Consider the following 14,482-nt stretch of genomic DNA (forward strand, 5'->3'; position numbering starts at 1 on the left):
CGCCGCCTCACACCTCCACCCGCGGCAGCACCCGGTCGAGGCGGCGCGGCAGCCACCAGGTCCAGCGGCCCATCAGCACCATGACCGCCGGGCCCAGCACGCACCGGACCAGCGTCGCATCCACGAGCACCGCCACCGCCAGCCCGACGCCGAACACCTTGATGGTCGGGTCGTCGACCCGCACGAACGACACGAACACCGCGAGCATGATGGCCGCCGCCGCCGTGATCACGCGCCCCGTCGACGCGACGCCCCGGCGCACCGCGAGCGTGGTGTCACCCGTCGCGCGCCAGTGCTCGCGCACCGACGACAGCAGGAACACCTCGTAGTCCATCGACAGGCCGAACAGCACCGCGAACAGCATCATCGGCACGTAGGCGTCCACCGACACCGGACCGTCCAGGCCGAGCAGCCCGACGCCCCAGCCCCACTCGAACACCGCCGTGACGACGCCGTACGCCGCGGCCACCGACACCAGGTCCATCGCGGCGGCCTTGAGCGCCACCGCGACCGACCGGAACGCGAGGACCAGCAGCAGCGCCGCCACCGCGACCGTCGCGAGCACGAGCCACGGCAGCCGCGCGGCGATGCGGTCCGACAGGTCCAGCCGCACCGCGGTCTGGCCGCCGACGTGGACCTCGGCGCCGTCCGGGTCGAGCGCCCGCAGCCGCGTGACGAGGTCGGCCGTCGCCGGGTCGGTCGGGTCCGTCGTCGGCGTGACACGCAGTGTGAGGGCGGAGCCGTCGGCGGCGAGCTGCGGCGCGGCGACGGCCGCCACGCCCTCGACCGCAGCCACCTCCTCGCGGACGGCAGCCACCCGCGGGTCCTGCCCGTCGCTCACCGCCGGGTCGAGCGTCGCCGCGACGACGAGGGTCGCGTTGGCCCCGGCCCCGAGGTGCTCGGCCGTCAGGTCGTAGGCCGTCCGTCGCTCCGTGCCCGGCGGCCGGTCCCCGTCGCTGCCCTGCCCGAGCGTCATCGAGGCGGCCGGCAGGGCCATCGCCCCCAGGACGAGGGCGCTGACCGCGACGGACACCCACGGGCGGCGCGTGACGAGCCGCGCGAAGCCCGCCCACCGCGTCGCGTCGAGTGCCGCGGCGGGGTCGTCCGCGCCTGCCTGGCCGGGCAGGGCGGCGGACCCGGGCAGGGCGACCGGGTCGGTCCGGGTGGCGGGCTCCGCCGGGACGGTGCCGTCGGTCCGGGCGGCGGGACCCGCCGGCGCGGCCCGGTCGGCCGCCGCGACACGTCGCCGGGCCCACCGGCGTCGCGGCCGCACCAGGCGGGGGGCCAGCGTCGCGAGCAGGGCCGGGGTGAAGGTCAGCGCCGCGAGCAGCACGACGAGCACGACCACCGCCGTCCCGAACCCGAGCCAGGAGACGAAGTCGACCCCGGTCACCGCCAGCGCGGAGATGGCGACCGCGACGGTGAGGCCGGCGAACGCCACGGCGGAGCCCGACGTCGCCGCGGTGACCGCGGCGGCCTCGACGCGGTCGGGAGCCGCGCGCAGGCTGTCGGTGTGCCGGGCGACCTGGAACAGCGCGTAGTCGATGCCGACGCCCAGGCCGATCATCGTCGCCAGCGTGGGGACCACCGTCGGGATGGTGACCGCGTGCCCGAGCAGCTGCAGGGCCGACAGACCGCTCACCACACCGACCAGCGCGGTCGCGATCGGGACCGTCATGGCGACCGCCGAGCCCAGCGCGACGAGCAGCACCAGCACGGCGGCGGCGAGCCCGACCAGCTCGCTGACGCGCGAGTCCGCGGCCGGTTCGAGATCACGGACCAGCGGCTGCCCGACGCCCACGTCGAGCCCGGCCTCGCGGGCGGCGGTGACGGCGTCGCGCAGGGCCGCGTCGTCGACGTCGTCCTCGGCGGTGACCCGGAGCGTGACGGCCCGGCCGTCCGGGCTGACGCCGGCGGGCCGCCCGCCGTCCGCGGCCGCCGCCAGCGGGTCGGTGACCTCGGTGACGCCGTCCACCTCGCGCAGGGCCGCCGCCAGGCCCGAGACGTCCGCCGCCCGGGAGGTGATCGGGTCGCCGGACGCGACGAGCACGCTGGACGTCGACGCCCCGGACGGTGCGCCGTCGGAGCCTCCGACGGTGCCGGCGATCCCGGTCGCCACGGCGCTGTCGCTGCCGGGCACCTCGAGGTCGTCGTCGAGCGCGGAGCCGAGCGCACGGCTCCCGGCCAGCAGGGCGAGGGCGAGCAGCACCCAGACGGCCAGCACCAGGCGCCGGTGGCGGGCGCTGAACCGGGCGAGGGCGATCACAGGACGGGGCACGGGAGGACCTCTCGAGAGCAGGAGCGGGCGGGGGGAGGGGGCGGGCGAGGGACGGGCGAGGGACGCGTGAGGGACGGGCGGGGGCTACGGGGCGGGCGGCTCCGGGACGGGCGCCGTCGCCCTCGGAGCCGCCGACGACGGCAGCGCGTCGCCGGGGACGGCGACCGCGATCGCCACCCCCTCCGCGGTCACGGAGGCGGAACGCACCTCGGCACCGTCGAGCCGCTCCGGCGCGAGCGCCCCGACGTCGACGCGGCGGGGCTGGAGCAGGTCCCCGAGACGGGCCGGCAGCACGCCGGCGGCACGGTCGACCGGGAGGGTCACGCCCGACACGGTGACCGTGCGCGGCGTGAGGACGAGGACCCCGTCGGCCGCGGAGACCTCGGACGCGACCGCGACCGGCAGGGTCAGCGACCGGCGCGTCAGCTCGCCGCGTGCGACGAGCAGGCCGTCCTCGCCGGACCACCGCAGGCCGTCCAGCGACCCGGCAGCCCCGGAGCCGGAGCCGCCGCCCCAGGGCAGGACCGCGGCGTCGAGCACGTCGAACGGCACCAGCGCCGAGACGACCACCCCGTCGAGGTGACCGCGGAGGAGCTGCGGCAGCACCAGGACGCCGCCGAGGTGCACGTCGACGTCCCGCAGCCCGCGCCCGGCGAGCTCGGTGGCGAGCCGGTCGGCGGCGCGACCCTCCGCCCACCACCGGACGGCGACGTCGGCTCCGGCCACCACGACGAGCAGCCCCGCGAGGACCGCGCCCAGGACCGCCAGCCGCCGCCGGGGGCGGGGACCGGCGGGCCGTCGTCGTGGCGCACGGTCGGGCGCCGTGGCGCGGGCTCGGTCGGGACCGGGGTGTCGGGTCACGTCGCGCAGCAGACCAGGGCAGCCTGCGCGACGGCTCCCGCGGACCTGACCGGACGCTGACCTCCCGCCCCCGGCTCCCTGGGAGCGGCGTCAGCGGAGCAGCGGCAGCTCCACCGTCACCGTCGTCCCCTCGCCGGGGACGGAGTCGAGGCCGACCGTCCCGCCGTGCGCCCGGACGAGGGCGGCGACGATCGCCAGACCGAGCCCGGAGCCCTCGCGGCGGGGACCGCCGGCCGCGTCCTCCGGGTCGGTCCCGGGCGTCCCGCGCGACCGCACGAAGCGGTCGAAGGCCCGGGAGACGAGCTCGGGCGGCACGCCCGGTCCGTCGTCGTGGACGACGAGGCGGGCGGTGGGGCCCGGCGCGGCGAGCGTCACGGTGAGGCACGCCGTCGCCGGGGTGTGCCGCAGGACGTTGCCGACGAGGTTCTGCACCACCTGCACCAGGCGGTCCCGGTCACCGGCGACGACCACCGGCCGCGCGGGCGCTCGCCACACCACCGGGCGCCCGGGCGCGAGGACGCCGAGGTCGGCCACCACCTCCCCCACGACGTCGCGGAGGTCCACCGGTCCGGTGCGCAGCGGGGCCTCCGCGTCGAGCCGCGCGAGCAGGGCCAGCTCGTCGACGAGGTGCCGCATCCGCGCGGTCTCCCGCCCGATGCGCTCCATCGCCCGGTCCAGCCCGTCCTCGTCGAGCGCGCCCTGCAGGTACAGGTCCGCCCAGCCGTGGACGCTGGTGAGCGGGGTCCGCAGCTCGTGCGCTGCATCCGCCACGAAGTCCCGCACCCGCTGCTCGGCGACAGCCCGCTGGTCGAGGGCGTCGTCGAGCGCCGTCGCGAGCAGCCGCGTCTCGCTGGGCGCGGCGGGCTCGCGGATCCGCACCGTCCGGTCGCCGTCCGCGATGCGCTCGGCGGACGCGGCCATCCGCCGCAGCGGGCGCAGGCCGGCGCCCGCCGCCCACCAGGCGAGCACCACGCCGACGACGGTCGCGCCGGCGCCCGCGGCCAGCTCGATCCGCGCGAGGGTCGTGACCGTCCGCCGGTCCTCCGAGACGTCGGCGACGAGCACGACCTCGTCCACAGCGGTCTGCGCGTCCCCCTCCGCCACCGTCAGGCCCGGGGTCTGCACGGTGAGCGCCCGGAGCGCGGGACCACCGGGCAACCACCCGGGCCCGTCGCGCAGGGCGTGCGCGTCGGCGACGGCCACCGGCGCGGGGACGGCACCGGACGCGGCGATCGTCTCCACGACCCGGTCCCCCGCGACGAGGTGCACCGCGAGGTCGGCCGTCGAGGCCTCGAGCAGCACCCGCACCCGGTCGTCCCGGACGAGCAGGCCGTCGTCGCCGGCTGCCGCGAGCGCCTGCCGGACCGTCCCCGCCCCGTCACGCAGCCGCTCGTCGGTCCGCGCGAGCAGGGAGGCGCGCAGCGCGACGACGCTGAGCAGCCCCGCGGCCAGGACCGCGAGGACGACCGCACCCGCGACACCCGCCACGACCCGGCCGCGGATGGACCGGGGCAGCCGCGGCCGGGCCATCAGCCGCCGTCCCCCGCCCGCAGGGCGTACCCGAAGCCCCGCACCGTCCGCACCAGCGGCTCCTCGTCCGGCGGGTCCACCTTGCGCCGCAGGCGGGAGACCAGCTTCTCCACCACGGAGGTGTCGCCGCCGTAGTCGTACGCCCACACGCGGTCGAGCAGCTGCGCCTTGGACAGCACGCGCTCCGGGCTCGCGGCGAGCGCGGCGAGCAGCCGGAACTCGGCCGGGGACAGGTCCAGGTCCCGCCCGCCGCGGTGCGCCACCATGCGCGCCGTGTCGACGCGCAGGTCGCGGTAGCGCAGCACCTCGTCCGCCGCCGACGCCCCGTCCGGCACCGCACCCGGCGTCCCCGCCGCCCGGGTGCGCCGGAGCACCGCCTCCAGGCGGGCCACGACCTCGCTGAGGTCGAACGGCTTGGTCACGTAGTCGTCGCCGCCGACCGCCAGCCCCGCCACCCGGTCCGCCACGGCGTCGCGCGAGCTGAGGAGCACCACCGGCGTCCGGTCCCCGGACCGGCGCACGACGCGCAGCATGTCGACGCCGTCCGCGTCGGGCAGCACCACGTCGAGCACCACCACGTCCGGCCGCTGCTCGCGCAGCGCGGTGAGCGCCGCCGCGACCGTGCCGACGGCCGTCACCTCGAAGCCGCAGAACGCGAGACCCGCGGCGAGCAGCTCCCGGATGCCCGGGTCGTCGTCGACGACCAGGACGTGCGGACGGTCGGCAGGCACGGACCGATCCTGCCAGGCCCGGACCGCTCCGGCCGGAACGCGTCCGGACCGGTCGCTGCCCTGCACGCCGCCGATCGGGCGAACCGAGGGTCCGAGAGGCGAGAGGGCGAGCGCGAGCGGCTGTGACCTGCTGGGATGTCGGCATGACGTTCCCTGTGCACCACCTGTCCCGTCCCGCCGGCGTGCTCGCGGGTGCCGCGGCGCTCGTGCTGTCCGTCTCCGCCTGCGGCGTGCTGGGCGGCCCCGACGACGCCCAGCGCGACTCCGCCTCCGGTGAGATCACGGAATCCGCCGAGGCCAGCGTCTTCTCGCTCGAGGTGAAGGACTGCCTCGTCATGCCGTCGGCCGACGAGACGATGGTCGAGTCCCTCCAGGCGCTGCCGTGCGACCAGCCGCACGACGGCCAGATCTACGCCGAGCAGACGCTCACCGAGCTGCCCGAGCAGACCGAGCTGGACGCGATGGCCCAGGAGTTCTGCCTCACGGAGTTCGAGCCGTTCGTCGGCGCGGCGTACGAGAGCTCGGTGCTCGAGGTGACGTTCCTGTACCCGACCGAGGAGAGCTGGGACCAGGGCGACGACGCGCTGCAGTGCGTGGCGCAGCACCCGTCCGAGATGGTGACGCAGTCGTTCGAGGGCTCCGCGCTCTGACGGTGCTCCGCCGGTCGTCCGGCGTCACGGCCGGTCCGGCCGCACCCGCTCCCGTGGCGCGGCGACGGAGTCCCTGCGCACCAGCCGTGCGCGCAGCGCACGCGTGCTGGACCCGGCCGCCCGCCCCTCGATCCGCTGCACGAGCCGCCCGGCGGCTGCCCGCCCGAGCTGCCGCACCGGCTGCTCGACCATCGTCAGCGCGGGCACGGTGACGGTCGCCCACGGGTTGTCGTCGAACCCGACGACGGACAGGTCCTCGGGCACCCGGAGACCGAGGTCCCGGGCAGCGGCCAGCGTGCCGAGCACGGCGTCCGTCTCGGTGGCGAACACCGCCGTCGCGGGGTCGTCCCCGCCCAGCTGGCGCGTGACGAACCGGCGCACGCCCTCGATCGTCTGGCTGCCGGTCATCACCAGCGCCGGGTCGGGGTCGTGGCCGGCCTCGGCGAGGGCGTCGGCCCAGCCCAGCAGGCGGGCCCCGCTCGTCGGGAGGTCCCGGCGGCCGGCGTCGAGCAGCGTCCTCAGGGTCCGCGGTCGGTGCGGGAGCGCCGGCCCCCACGCCAGGGCGACGCGCCGGTGCCCGGCGGACGTGAGGTGCCGGACGGCCTCCGCCGCGATGTCGTGGTTGTCGATCACGACCGCGTCGACGTCGAGGCCCGGGAGCTCCCGGTCGACGGCGACGACGGGGACGCCGCGCTCCACGGCGGCCCGCAGGTGCGCGGGGTCCTCGGCGGCCCCGACCGCGGAGGCGACGATCAGGCCGTCGATCTGCTTCCCGAGCAGGACGCGGACGGCGTCCCGCTCGCGGTCGGCGCTCTCGTCGGTGTTCACCACGATGGTGTCGTAGCCGGCGGAGCGCGCCGCGTCGGCGATGCCCCGGACGACGCCGGCGAAGAAGGGGTTCCCGATGTCGGCGACGACGACGCCGATCGTGTGCGTGACGCCCGTCGCCATCGACCGGGCGAGGGTGTTCGGCTGGTAGCCGAGCGCGGCGGCGGCTTCCCGCACCCGCTCCTGCAGCCCGGCGTGGACGGAGCCGTAGCCGCCGAGCACCCGGGCCGCCGTCGCACGGGCCACACCTGCCGCCTGGGCGACGTCGGTGACCGTGACTCGGGAGGGTGACGCGCCGGACACGCCGGTGAGCCTATCCGACGCGTCACCCCTGATCACGACTCGTGCACCACGGTCCCGCCGGCGACCGTGAGCACCGCTGCCGCCCCGGCGAGCCCGTCGGCGGGCACGCGCAGCAGGTCGCGGTCGAACACCGCGACGTCCGCACGCAGACCGGGTCGCAACGCCCCGGTCCAGCCGTCGAGGCCCATCGCGGCCGCCGCCGTGCCCGTCCAGGAGTCGACGACCTGGGCACGGCTCAGCCCGCGCTCCGGGTGCCAGCCGCCGGCCGGTCCGCCGCCCGGGAACCGCCGCTCGGCGGCCGACAGCATCGCCTCCCCGAGAGACGGGAAGAACAGCGGCAGGTCCGTCCCGGAGGTCAGTCGGGCGCCGGCGGAGAGCAGGCGGGCGTGGTTGCCGAGGCGCTGCTCCCGCTCGGGTCCGAGGATGTCCCGGACCAGGTCCGGGGTGTACCCCTCGATGAGCAGGAGCTGCGTGTACACCTCGCAGAACACGCCCAGCGCGCCGGCCCGCCGGGCGTCCTCGTCGGTGATCAACGAGACGTCGGACAGGGAGAGCAGGTCCGGCAGGGCCATGCCGTCGAGCAGCATCTCCTCGATGACGTCGAGGCAGCGCCCGACGGCACCGTCCCCGTCGGCGTTGAGCGCGAGGTTGTGCCCGGCGGCCACGATCCTCCGGGCCTCGCGCCGGAGAGCGGCGTAGTCCACGGTGGGGTGCTGGCGCGCGGTCCACTCGTCGGCGGGTCCGGCGAGGTCACCGGTGTACTCGTCGAAGGAGCCGTCGGTCATGAGCTTGAACCCGTGGAACCGCAGACGGGGAGACGCGTGCGCGGCACGTGCCCGGTCCCCGAAGGCGAGGTCCGCCGGCGCCTGCACCGGCTGCGAGGCGAAGCTGATCCGCAGGTGCACGTCGCCGGAACGGGTCAGGTCGTCGAGGACGGGGAGCATGCCGAGGTAGTCGTCGAACGCGATCTCCTTGACGGACACCACGCCCTGGGCCGCCATGCGCCGGGCCGTGTCGGTGTAGGTGCGTCGCACCACGCCGGCGTCCCGGGCGAGGGCCGCGTAGAGCGGGGCGAGCGCCTCGTTCGATCCCGGGTCCAGCCCGTCGCCGAGCTCGGCCCGGGCGGCGCGTCCGGCGACCAGCCACTCCCGGCCCGCCCCCAGCACCACCGCGGCGCTGCCGGGGAAGGCCGCGTCGAGCGCGTCGGGCAGACCCGCCCGCGCGGCGTCGCCGAGGACCGCGTCCCGGGCGAGCAGCACCCCGCCGGCCGGTGGTTCCGGCGCGGACCGCAGCGCGTCGACGACCTCGGACGCCGTGGTGCACCCGGAGACGTCCGCACCCGCGTGCTCGAGCATGAGGGCCGTCACGAACGTGTGGTTGTCGTGCAGCCCCGGCACCACGAGCCCGTCACCGGCGTCCACGACGCGGGTGCGGGGGCCGACGTGCTCGTCCCCCGGGCCCCGGCCCGCCGACAGGATGCGGTCGCCCGCGACGGCCACGTGGCCCGGGGACGCCGTCCCCGTCGCCGCGTCGTAGACCGCCTCGGACCGGATGATCAGGTCCACGGCCATCACGCACCCACCAGTCCGACCACGGCGAACCCGGCCGCCGCCACGACGAAGGCGATGGCCTGGTACGGCAGGTTCGTGATCCAGTGCCGGAAGAGGCCCACCTCGGTCGACGAAGCCGTGAGCAGGCCGACGTCGGAGGAGATCGATGCCGTCAGCCCCCAGGTGCCGGCGCTCAGCAGCGCGGCCACGGTGGCCCACAGGTTGGCGCCGGTCTGCTCGCAGAGCGGGACGAGCACCGGGATGAGCAGGATGTACAGGCTCCAGTTCAGCGTGACCAGGAGCTCGGTCACGCCGAACACGAGGAACACCGCGAGCGGCAGCCAGGCCGGGGCGACGACGCCCGACACGTGCTGGATGACGAACCCGGCGAAGTCCAGGTCCGCGATGAACGAGACCAGGATGTACGCGATGGCCATGAGCAGCACGAGGGAGAAGATGTCCTTCATCCCCTCGAGGACGGCGTCCAGGTAGCCGCTGGGCGAGGTCAGCCGCTGCGCGAGCAGCACGACGCCGGTGACGACGAGCGCGATGATGAAGGCATGCTGCACGCTGCCGGTGATCAGCATGCCGACGATGACGGCCGCGATCGAGGCGACCATGTTCAGCCAGTGCGGTGCGCGGCCGGCGGGCTCCGTGGCGGACGACGGCCCAGCCGCTTCGGCCCCAGCCGTCTGCCCGGCCTCCTCCTGTGCCTCGGCGGCCGCCGCGCGGCGCATCGCGCTGAGCATCGGGAGCACGCCGGCAGCGGTGAGGAGGGCGACCAGCACGATCGCCAGTGAGAAGAACAGGTACGGGAGGACGTGCAGGTAGGCGGAGACCTGCTCGTCCGCGCTGACGACTCCCGCCGTGACCAGGAGGCCCGTCACCAGGACCGGGGTGGAGCCGATCGGGTTCAGCGTGCAGGCAGGCTCCGCGGTCGAGCGGATGAGCATCGCGCTGTACGCGCGCGGCAGACCGAAGCCCTTGTTCACGGGCGTCATCGAGACGCCGACGCCGGATGTCGACAGGTAGGAGTCGTTCGAGAGCAGCCCGGTCGCCACGACGGTGACGAGCGAGGACCGCTTCGGACCGCGGGCCAGCCGCGCGGCGGCCTCGGCGAACGACGCGGCGAGCCCCATGTGCTCGAACACCCCGATGAGCCCGCCGATGAGCAGCAGCAGCACCAGCAGCTGGAGGTGATCGGCCACCGCCACCTCGGTGAACAGGCGGTCGATCCAGAACCCGAAGAAGGCGCCACGCGCGAGCATCACCGCGCCGAGGAGCGATGCCCAGATGAACCCCTCGAGGACCTGCTGCGTCATGAGGATGAAGATGAACAGCGTCCCGGCGGGCAGCAGCGACCACGCACCGTACGTCGCGCCCTCACCCTGCGGGGCGAAGGCGAGGACCAGGAGGAAGATGACGGCCAGGCCGGCGTAGGCGAGCAGCGTCCGGCGGTCGCCGAGCCGCCGGACCAGGGCGGACCACGGCCCCTGCGGCTGCTGCGGCGCCCCGGTCATGGAACCCTCGGAAGCGAGTGTCGAGCTCATCTCAGAACTCCTTCCCGTAGCCGAACGCACCCTCGACGAGGCACTGCTTCGCGGCGAAGTCGGCCGCGAGAGCGAGTGCCTCCTGAAGGTCGACCACGGGCGGGAGGGCGCCCCGGCGCCACCCGGACCGCAGGCAGCTCACCGCGAACGCCGTGGAGAACGCGTCCCCACACCCCATGGTGTCGTACGCCTCGATGGGCGTCGCCGTCCCGTGCAGCGTCCCGCGTCCGTCCACCAGCACGGATCCGTGCATGCCGCGCGTCGCGAGCACCAGGGCCGGGCCCCGGCGGCGGACGTCGTGCGCGAGGGAGATCGTGTCGTCCAGGGTCAGGTGCTCGCACGACAGGAGCGCCAGGTCGACGGCCGGGCACACCTCATCCAGGTACGGGGCGGTCCGGAACTCGTCCTCGTCGGAGAAGTCGAAGAACACGAGCGCGGACGTGGAACGCAGCTGACCGAGCTGGTCGGCCACGCCTCCGTAGACGCCGGAGTGCACGAGGTCGAAGCCGGCCAGGTAGGCGATGTCGTCGCTCTCGAGCCTGAACGGGTCGGCGGTGGTGACACCACCCTCGTTCCAGTCGCCGAACACGCGGTCGCCGTCGACGACGGTGACGTCGCAGTACCCGGTCTCGCCGGGCTTCTCCTGGCACCGGTCGAGGGCCACGCCCTGGTCGACGAGCGCCTCGCGGACGTGTGCGGCGGCCTCATCGGTGCCGAAGACGCCGAGGTAGGCCGCCTCCGCCCCGAGCTGGCCGGCGTACACAGCGAAGTTCACGCTGTTGCCGCCGGGGTACATGACCCGGCGGTCGAGGAAGCGGTCGACGACGTTGTCGCCGAAGCCGACCACGCGAGGGGGCGTGGCCGCCTGCGTCGTTGCAGACATGGGGAGGTCCTCTTCTCAGTACTCGACGACGCGGTAGTAGCGCCGGGTGTCCAGGGGGTGGTTCCGCACCTGCTCCAGGTGCTTGGAGATGCGGATGGTGATGGAGTCCATGACCAGCGGCGCGAACAGCCCGCGCAGGTCGGCGTCGACGCCCTCGAGCGGGTAGTCGGCGGAGTCGAGGACGGTGACCTGGTCGGAGTAGGTCTCGGCGAAGCGGCGCACCCGCTCCATGAGCGGCCGGCTCTCGTCCTCGCCGACGAACAGCATGAGGCTGGTGTCCTTCTCGACCAGCTCGAGCGAGCCGTGGAAGAACTCCGCCCCGTGCACACGCGTGGTGTGCAGCCACTGCATCTCCTCGAGAATGCACATCGAGTAGTTGTAGGCGAAGCCCCACAGGTTCCCGGCTCCGACGAGCATGTGGTAGCCGGTGTCCCGGTGCCGTTCGGCGAACGCCGCCGCGACCGGCTCCGCCTGCTGCTGGATCGCGAGCAGGATCTCCTCGGACCGGTCCACGGCGGCGGCGAGACGGGGGTAGCCGTCGAACTCGCCGCGGCGCGCGAGGATCGCGGTCATCAGCAGCGTGAGCTGGATGTCGTAGGACTCCGACGCCGTCTCGTCGTCGGCCGGGTTCACCAGCACGTGGTCGACGATCCGCGCCAGCGGGGACTCCGGGTCGCCGGTCATGCCGATCGTGGTGACCCCTCGCTCGCGGCAGTACTCGGCCGCGGCGACCGTCTCCTTGGTCGTGCCGGAGAGCGACGCCAGCACGACGACCGACTCGGCGGTCAGGTGGCGGTCGCCGGAGACGACGAGCTCCGCCGCGATCGGGGTGCGGGTGAGCAGCGTCGAGCGGGTCGACATCAGCAGGGCGTAGGGCCACATCGCGGCGTGCGAACCGCCGGAGCCGATGAGGAAGAGGGCGTTCGGGTCGCGGTCCACGACGAGCTCGGCGAGCTCCTCGATGCGCGGGCGGAGGCGGACGGCGCCGCCGACCACCGTGGAGAACCGGTCCGGGTCGAAGCCGAGCATGGAAGACCTCTCTGTCGGGTGGAGACCGCTCTCTTTGAGAGACCGGTCTCTGGCGCGCACAAAGTAGCGCCCACAGCCGCGGACGGTCAACACGCCCGCGGTCGTGGGCGCCAGGTCCAGGTCCGGGTGGGCGGCGAGCACCTCGTCGCGGGCGCGCAGCACCGACGCGGGGTCGGTGACGTCGACCTGCACCTGCTCCAGGCCGTCGACGGGGGCGGGCCGGCGCCCCCCGACGACGACGGTGCTGCCCAGGCGGGCCAGCCGGTGCGCGAGGCCGAGCCCGATGCCGGACGTGCCGCCGACGACCAGCGCGGTGCGGCGCGAGACGTCCATGGTCGTTCCTTCTCTCCGTGTGGGGGACCTCCAGGTTCGGCGCGGCCCCGCGCGCGGGGGACGGCCCCGCGGTTCCTGGGAGTGCCGGGACCACCCCGGGGGGCGCGCAGCGCGCCTACCGTGGTCCGGTGAGCACCGACGACGGCACCCGGCGGCTCGGCGCGTACCTGCGCGCCCGCCGCGCGCTCGTCACGCCCGAGCAGGCCGGCATCCCCGGCGGCGCGAACCGGCGGGTCGCCGGGCTGCGCCGCGAGGAGGTCGCACTGCTCGCCGGCATCAGCGCCGACTACTACCTGCGGCTCGAGCAGGGCCGCGACCGCAACCCGTCCGCCCAGGTGCTCGACGCGCTGGCGCGGGTGCTGCGGCTCGACGACGTCGAGACCGCGTACCTGCGGGACCTCGCCGCACCCCGGCCCCGCTCCCGGCCCCGCCGCCGGCCGCCCGAGCGGGTGCCGGAGCGGCTGCACCACCTGCTCGCGGCGCTCGACGTCCCGGCGTTCGTCGAGGGCCGCGCGTTCGACGTCCTCGCCGCCAACCCGCTCGCCGTCGCGTTCTCGCCGCGGCTGCGACCGGGCGAGAACCGGCTCCGGTCCCTCCTGCTCGACCCCGAGGAGCGGGCCTTCCACACCGACTGGGACGCCGCCGTCGCCGGGTTCGTGGGAGCGTTCCGGCAGAGCGTCGGGGACGACGCCGACGACCCGCGCGTGGTCGAGCTGGTCGGCGAGCTGTCCCTGTCCAGCGCCCGGTTCCGCTCCCTGTGGGCGCGCCAGGACGTGCGCCCGCTCACCGGCGGCACGACGGTCGTGCACCACCCCGTGGTCGGCGAGCTGACGCTGCACCGCGACAAGCTGCCGGTCGAGGGCGTGGTGCTCGTCGTGTACTACGCCGACGCGGGCAGCCCCAGCGCGGAGCGGCTGCGGCTGCTGGGGGCGCTCGCGGCGGAGGCCGCGGGGGTGCCGGGGGACGTGGCTGGTCGTCGTGGAGGTGGCGCTGCTGGCGCTGGCGCTACGGGCGGGGCGGCGTGAGCAGGCCGGCGCTGTGGGCGGTCGTCGTCGGCAACGCGCTGCTCGGCTCGGCCCTGACGTTGCTCGCCGTCGCCCTGCTGGTGGCCTCGCCAGGCACGTGGGCTCCCGCGACCTGCGTGGTCGTCGCCGGGGCGGGACTGCTGTGGGTCGGCGCCGGCGCGGTCGGGTTCCACCGGACGTACCTGCGCCGACCGCCTCTCGACGGCCGGCGCGTGACGGTCGAGACGCTCCCCGACGGCAGCCGCGCCACCGTGCTCACGTGGTCCACGACCCTGCTCACCGTGCCCGCGGCGACGATCGGCGGCCTCGTCGTCGTGCTGCTCGCGGGGGCCACGCTCCAGCTCGGCGATCCCGCGCCGATCACGTGGGTCATGATCGGCGCCGCCGTGCTGCTCGCGCTGCCGCTCCCCGACAGCCTGCTGCGCCTGCGCCGCCGTCCGCACCGCCTCGTCCTGGACGCCCGCGGCGTCACCGTGCACGGCTGGGACGGCGACGGCCACCTCGCCTGGGACGACCTCGCGGACGTCCGGCTCGGCGACACCGGCTCCTGGCCGGTGCTCCACCTCATCGCGAGGCCGGGCGCCCGCTCGGCCCCCTGGCGGCGGCGCGGTCGGTTCCTGAGCGCCCCGGTGCCCGGAGGGCTGGGCTCGCCCCAGGGCGCGGTGCTCGGCGTGCCGACCCCGGTGCTCGACGTCGACCCGCTGTTCCTCGCCGGGACGCTGCTCTTCTACGCCGCCACCCCGGGCGCCCGGCACGAGCTCGGCGACGGCACGGGACGGACCCGCCTGGTCGACCGCGTGCGGCCCGTGGCCTGACGGCCGGCGCCTCCGCGGTGACGCCCCTCGGCCTCGTCTCGGTCAGCGACGACGCCGGGGCCCCTGCTCCGGTCCATCGTCCCCACACCGGGCGTCATCCGACGTCGCCACACCCA

At 75.6% G+C, this 14,482-nt stretch carries 12 protein-coding genes; 3 read left to right on the plus strand and 9 right to left on the minus strand.

The window, feature by feature from the left end; translation table 11 throughout:
• Positions 1-7 precede the first annotated feature (7 nt).
• From K5O09_RS17240 to K5O09_RS17255, 4 genes are all read right to left on the minus strand, one after another.
• Positions 8-2,278: an MMPL family transporter gene (locus K5O09_RS17240; protein WP_222170687.1), complete on the minus strand. Its 2,271-nt coding sequence runs from the start codon at positions 2,276-2,278 to the stop codon at positions 8-10.
• Between the two features lie 84 nt (positions 2,279-2,362).
• Positions 2,363-3,139 carry an LmeA family phospholipid-binding protein gene (locus tag K5O09_RS17245; protein WP_222170688.1) on the minus strand — a complete coding sequence of 259 codons (777 nt, stop codon included), beginning with the start codon at positions 3,137-3,139 and terminating at the stop codon, positions 2,363-2,365.
• A 90-nt stretch (positions 3,140-3,229) separates the two neighbouring features.
• Positions 3,230-4,669 (minus strand): cell wall metabolism sensor histidine kinase WalK, encoded by a 1,440-nt coding sequence (locus K5O09_RS17250; RefSeq protein ID WP_222170689.1) that lies wholly within the window; start codon positions 4,667-4,669, stop codon positions 3,230-3,232.
• Positions 4,669-5,400, minus strand: coding sequence for a response regulator transcription factor (locus K5O09_RS17255; RefSeq protein ID WP_222170690.1), 732 nt, complete (start codon positions 5,398-5,400; stop codon positions 4,669-4,671). Before K5O09_RS17255 ends, K5O09_RS17250 begins: the two co-directional genes overlap by 1 nt.
• Before the next feature lie 143 nt (positions 5,401-5,543).
• Here K5O09_RS17255 and K5O09_RS17260 point away from each other — a divergent pair, with 143 nt between their 5' ends.
• Entirely contained in the window at positions 5,544-6,050 is a 507-nt protein-coding gene (locus K5O09_RS17260) for a septum formation family protein (RefSeq protein ID WP_222170691.1), read from the plus strand.
• A 24-nt stretch (positions 6,051-6,074) separates the two neighbouring features.
• Here K5O09_RS17260 and K5O09_RS17265 read toward each other — a convergent pair whose 3' ends face one another.
• From K5O09_RS17265 to K5O09_RS17285, 5 genes are read right to left on the minus strand one after another with little or no spacing between them, the layout of a single operon-like run.
• A complete protein-coding gene (locus tag K5O09_RS17265; RefSeq protein WP_222170692.1) occupies positions 6,075-7,181 on the minus strand; it encodes a LacI family DNA-binding transcriptional regulator in 1,107 nt (368 codons plus the stop codon).
• Positions 7,182-7,213: 32 nt separating this feature from the next.
• A complete protein-coding gene (locus K5O09_RS17270; protein WP_222170693.1) occupies positions 7,214-8,752 on the minus strand; it encodes an amidohydrolase family protein in 1,539 nt (512 codons plus the stop codon).
• Complete coding sequence (locus K5O09_RS17275) at positions 8,752-10,281, minus strand: Na+/H+ antiporter NhaC family protein (RefSeq protein WP_222170694.1); 1,530 nt, start codon at positions 10,279-10,281, stop codon at positions 8,752-8,754. Before K5O09_RS17275 ends, K5O09_RS17270 begins: the two co-directional genes overlap by 1 nt.
• A 1-nt stretch (position 10,282) precedes the next feature.
• Positions 10,283-11,164 carry a PfkB family carbohydrate kinase gene (locus K5O09_RS17280; protein ID WP_222170695.1) on the minus strand — a complete coding sequence of 294 codons (882 nt, stop codon included), beginning with the start codon at positions 11,162-11,164 and terminating at the stop codon, positions 10,283-10,285.
• A 15-nt stretch (positions 11,165-11,179) separates the two neighbouring features.
• On the minus strand, positions 11,180-12,526 hold the full coding sequence (locus K5O09_RS17285; RefSeq protein ID WP_255595835.1) for an SDR family NAD(P)-dependent oxidoreductase: 1,347 nt from the start codon (positions 12,524-12,526) through the stop codon (positions 11,180-11,182).
• A gap of 128 nt (positions 12,527-12,654) precedes the next feature.
• Between K5O09_RS17285 and K5O09_RS17295 the strand changes: the two genes are divergently transcribed.
• The gene (locus tag K5O09_RS17295; protein ID WP_222170696.1) at positions 12,655-13,551 is read left to right on the plus strand and encodes a helix-turn-helix domain-containing protein; all 897 of its coding nucleotides are present in this window, start codon (positions 12,655-12,657) and stop codon (positions 13,549-13,551) included.
• A complete protein-coding gene (locus K5O09_RS17300; RefSeq protein WP_222170697.1) occupies positions 13,548-14,366 on the plus strand; it encodes a hypothetical protein in 819 nt (272 codons plus the stop codon). The genes K5O09_RS17295 and K5O09_RS17300 overlap by 4 nt, the downstream gene beginning before the upstream one ends.
• Positions 14,367-14,482 lie beyond the last annotated feature (116 nt).

This window comes from Cellulomonas sp. C5510 (assembly GCF_019797765.1).
Classification (GTDB): domain Bacteria; phylum Actinomycetota; class Actinomycetes; order Actinomycetales; family Cellulomonadaceae; genus Cellulomonas.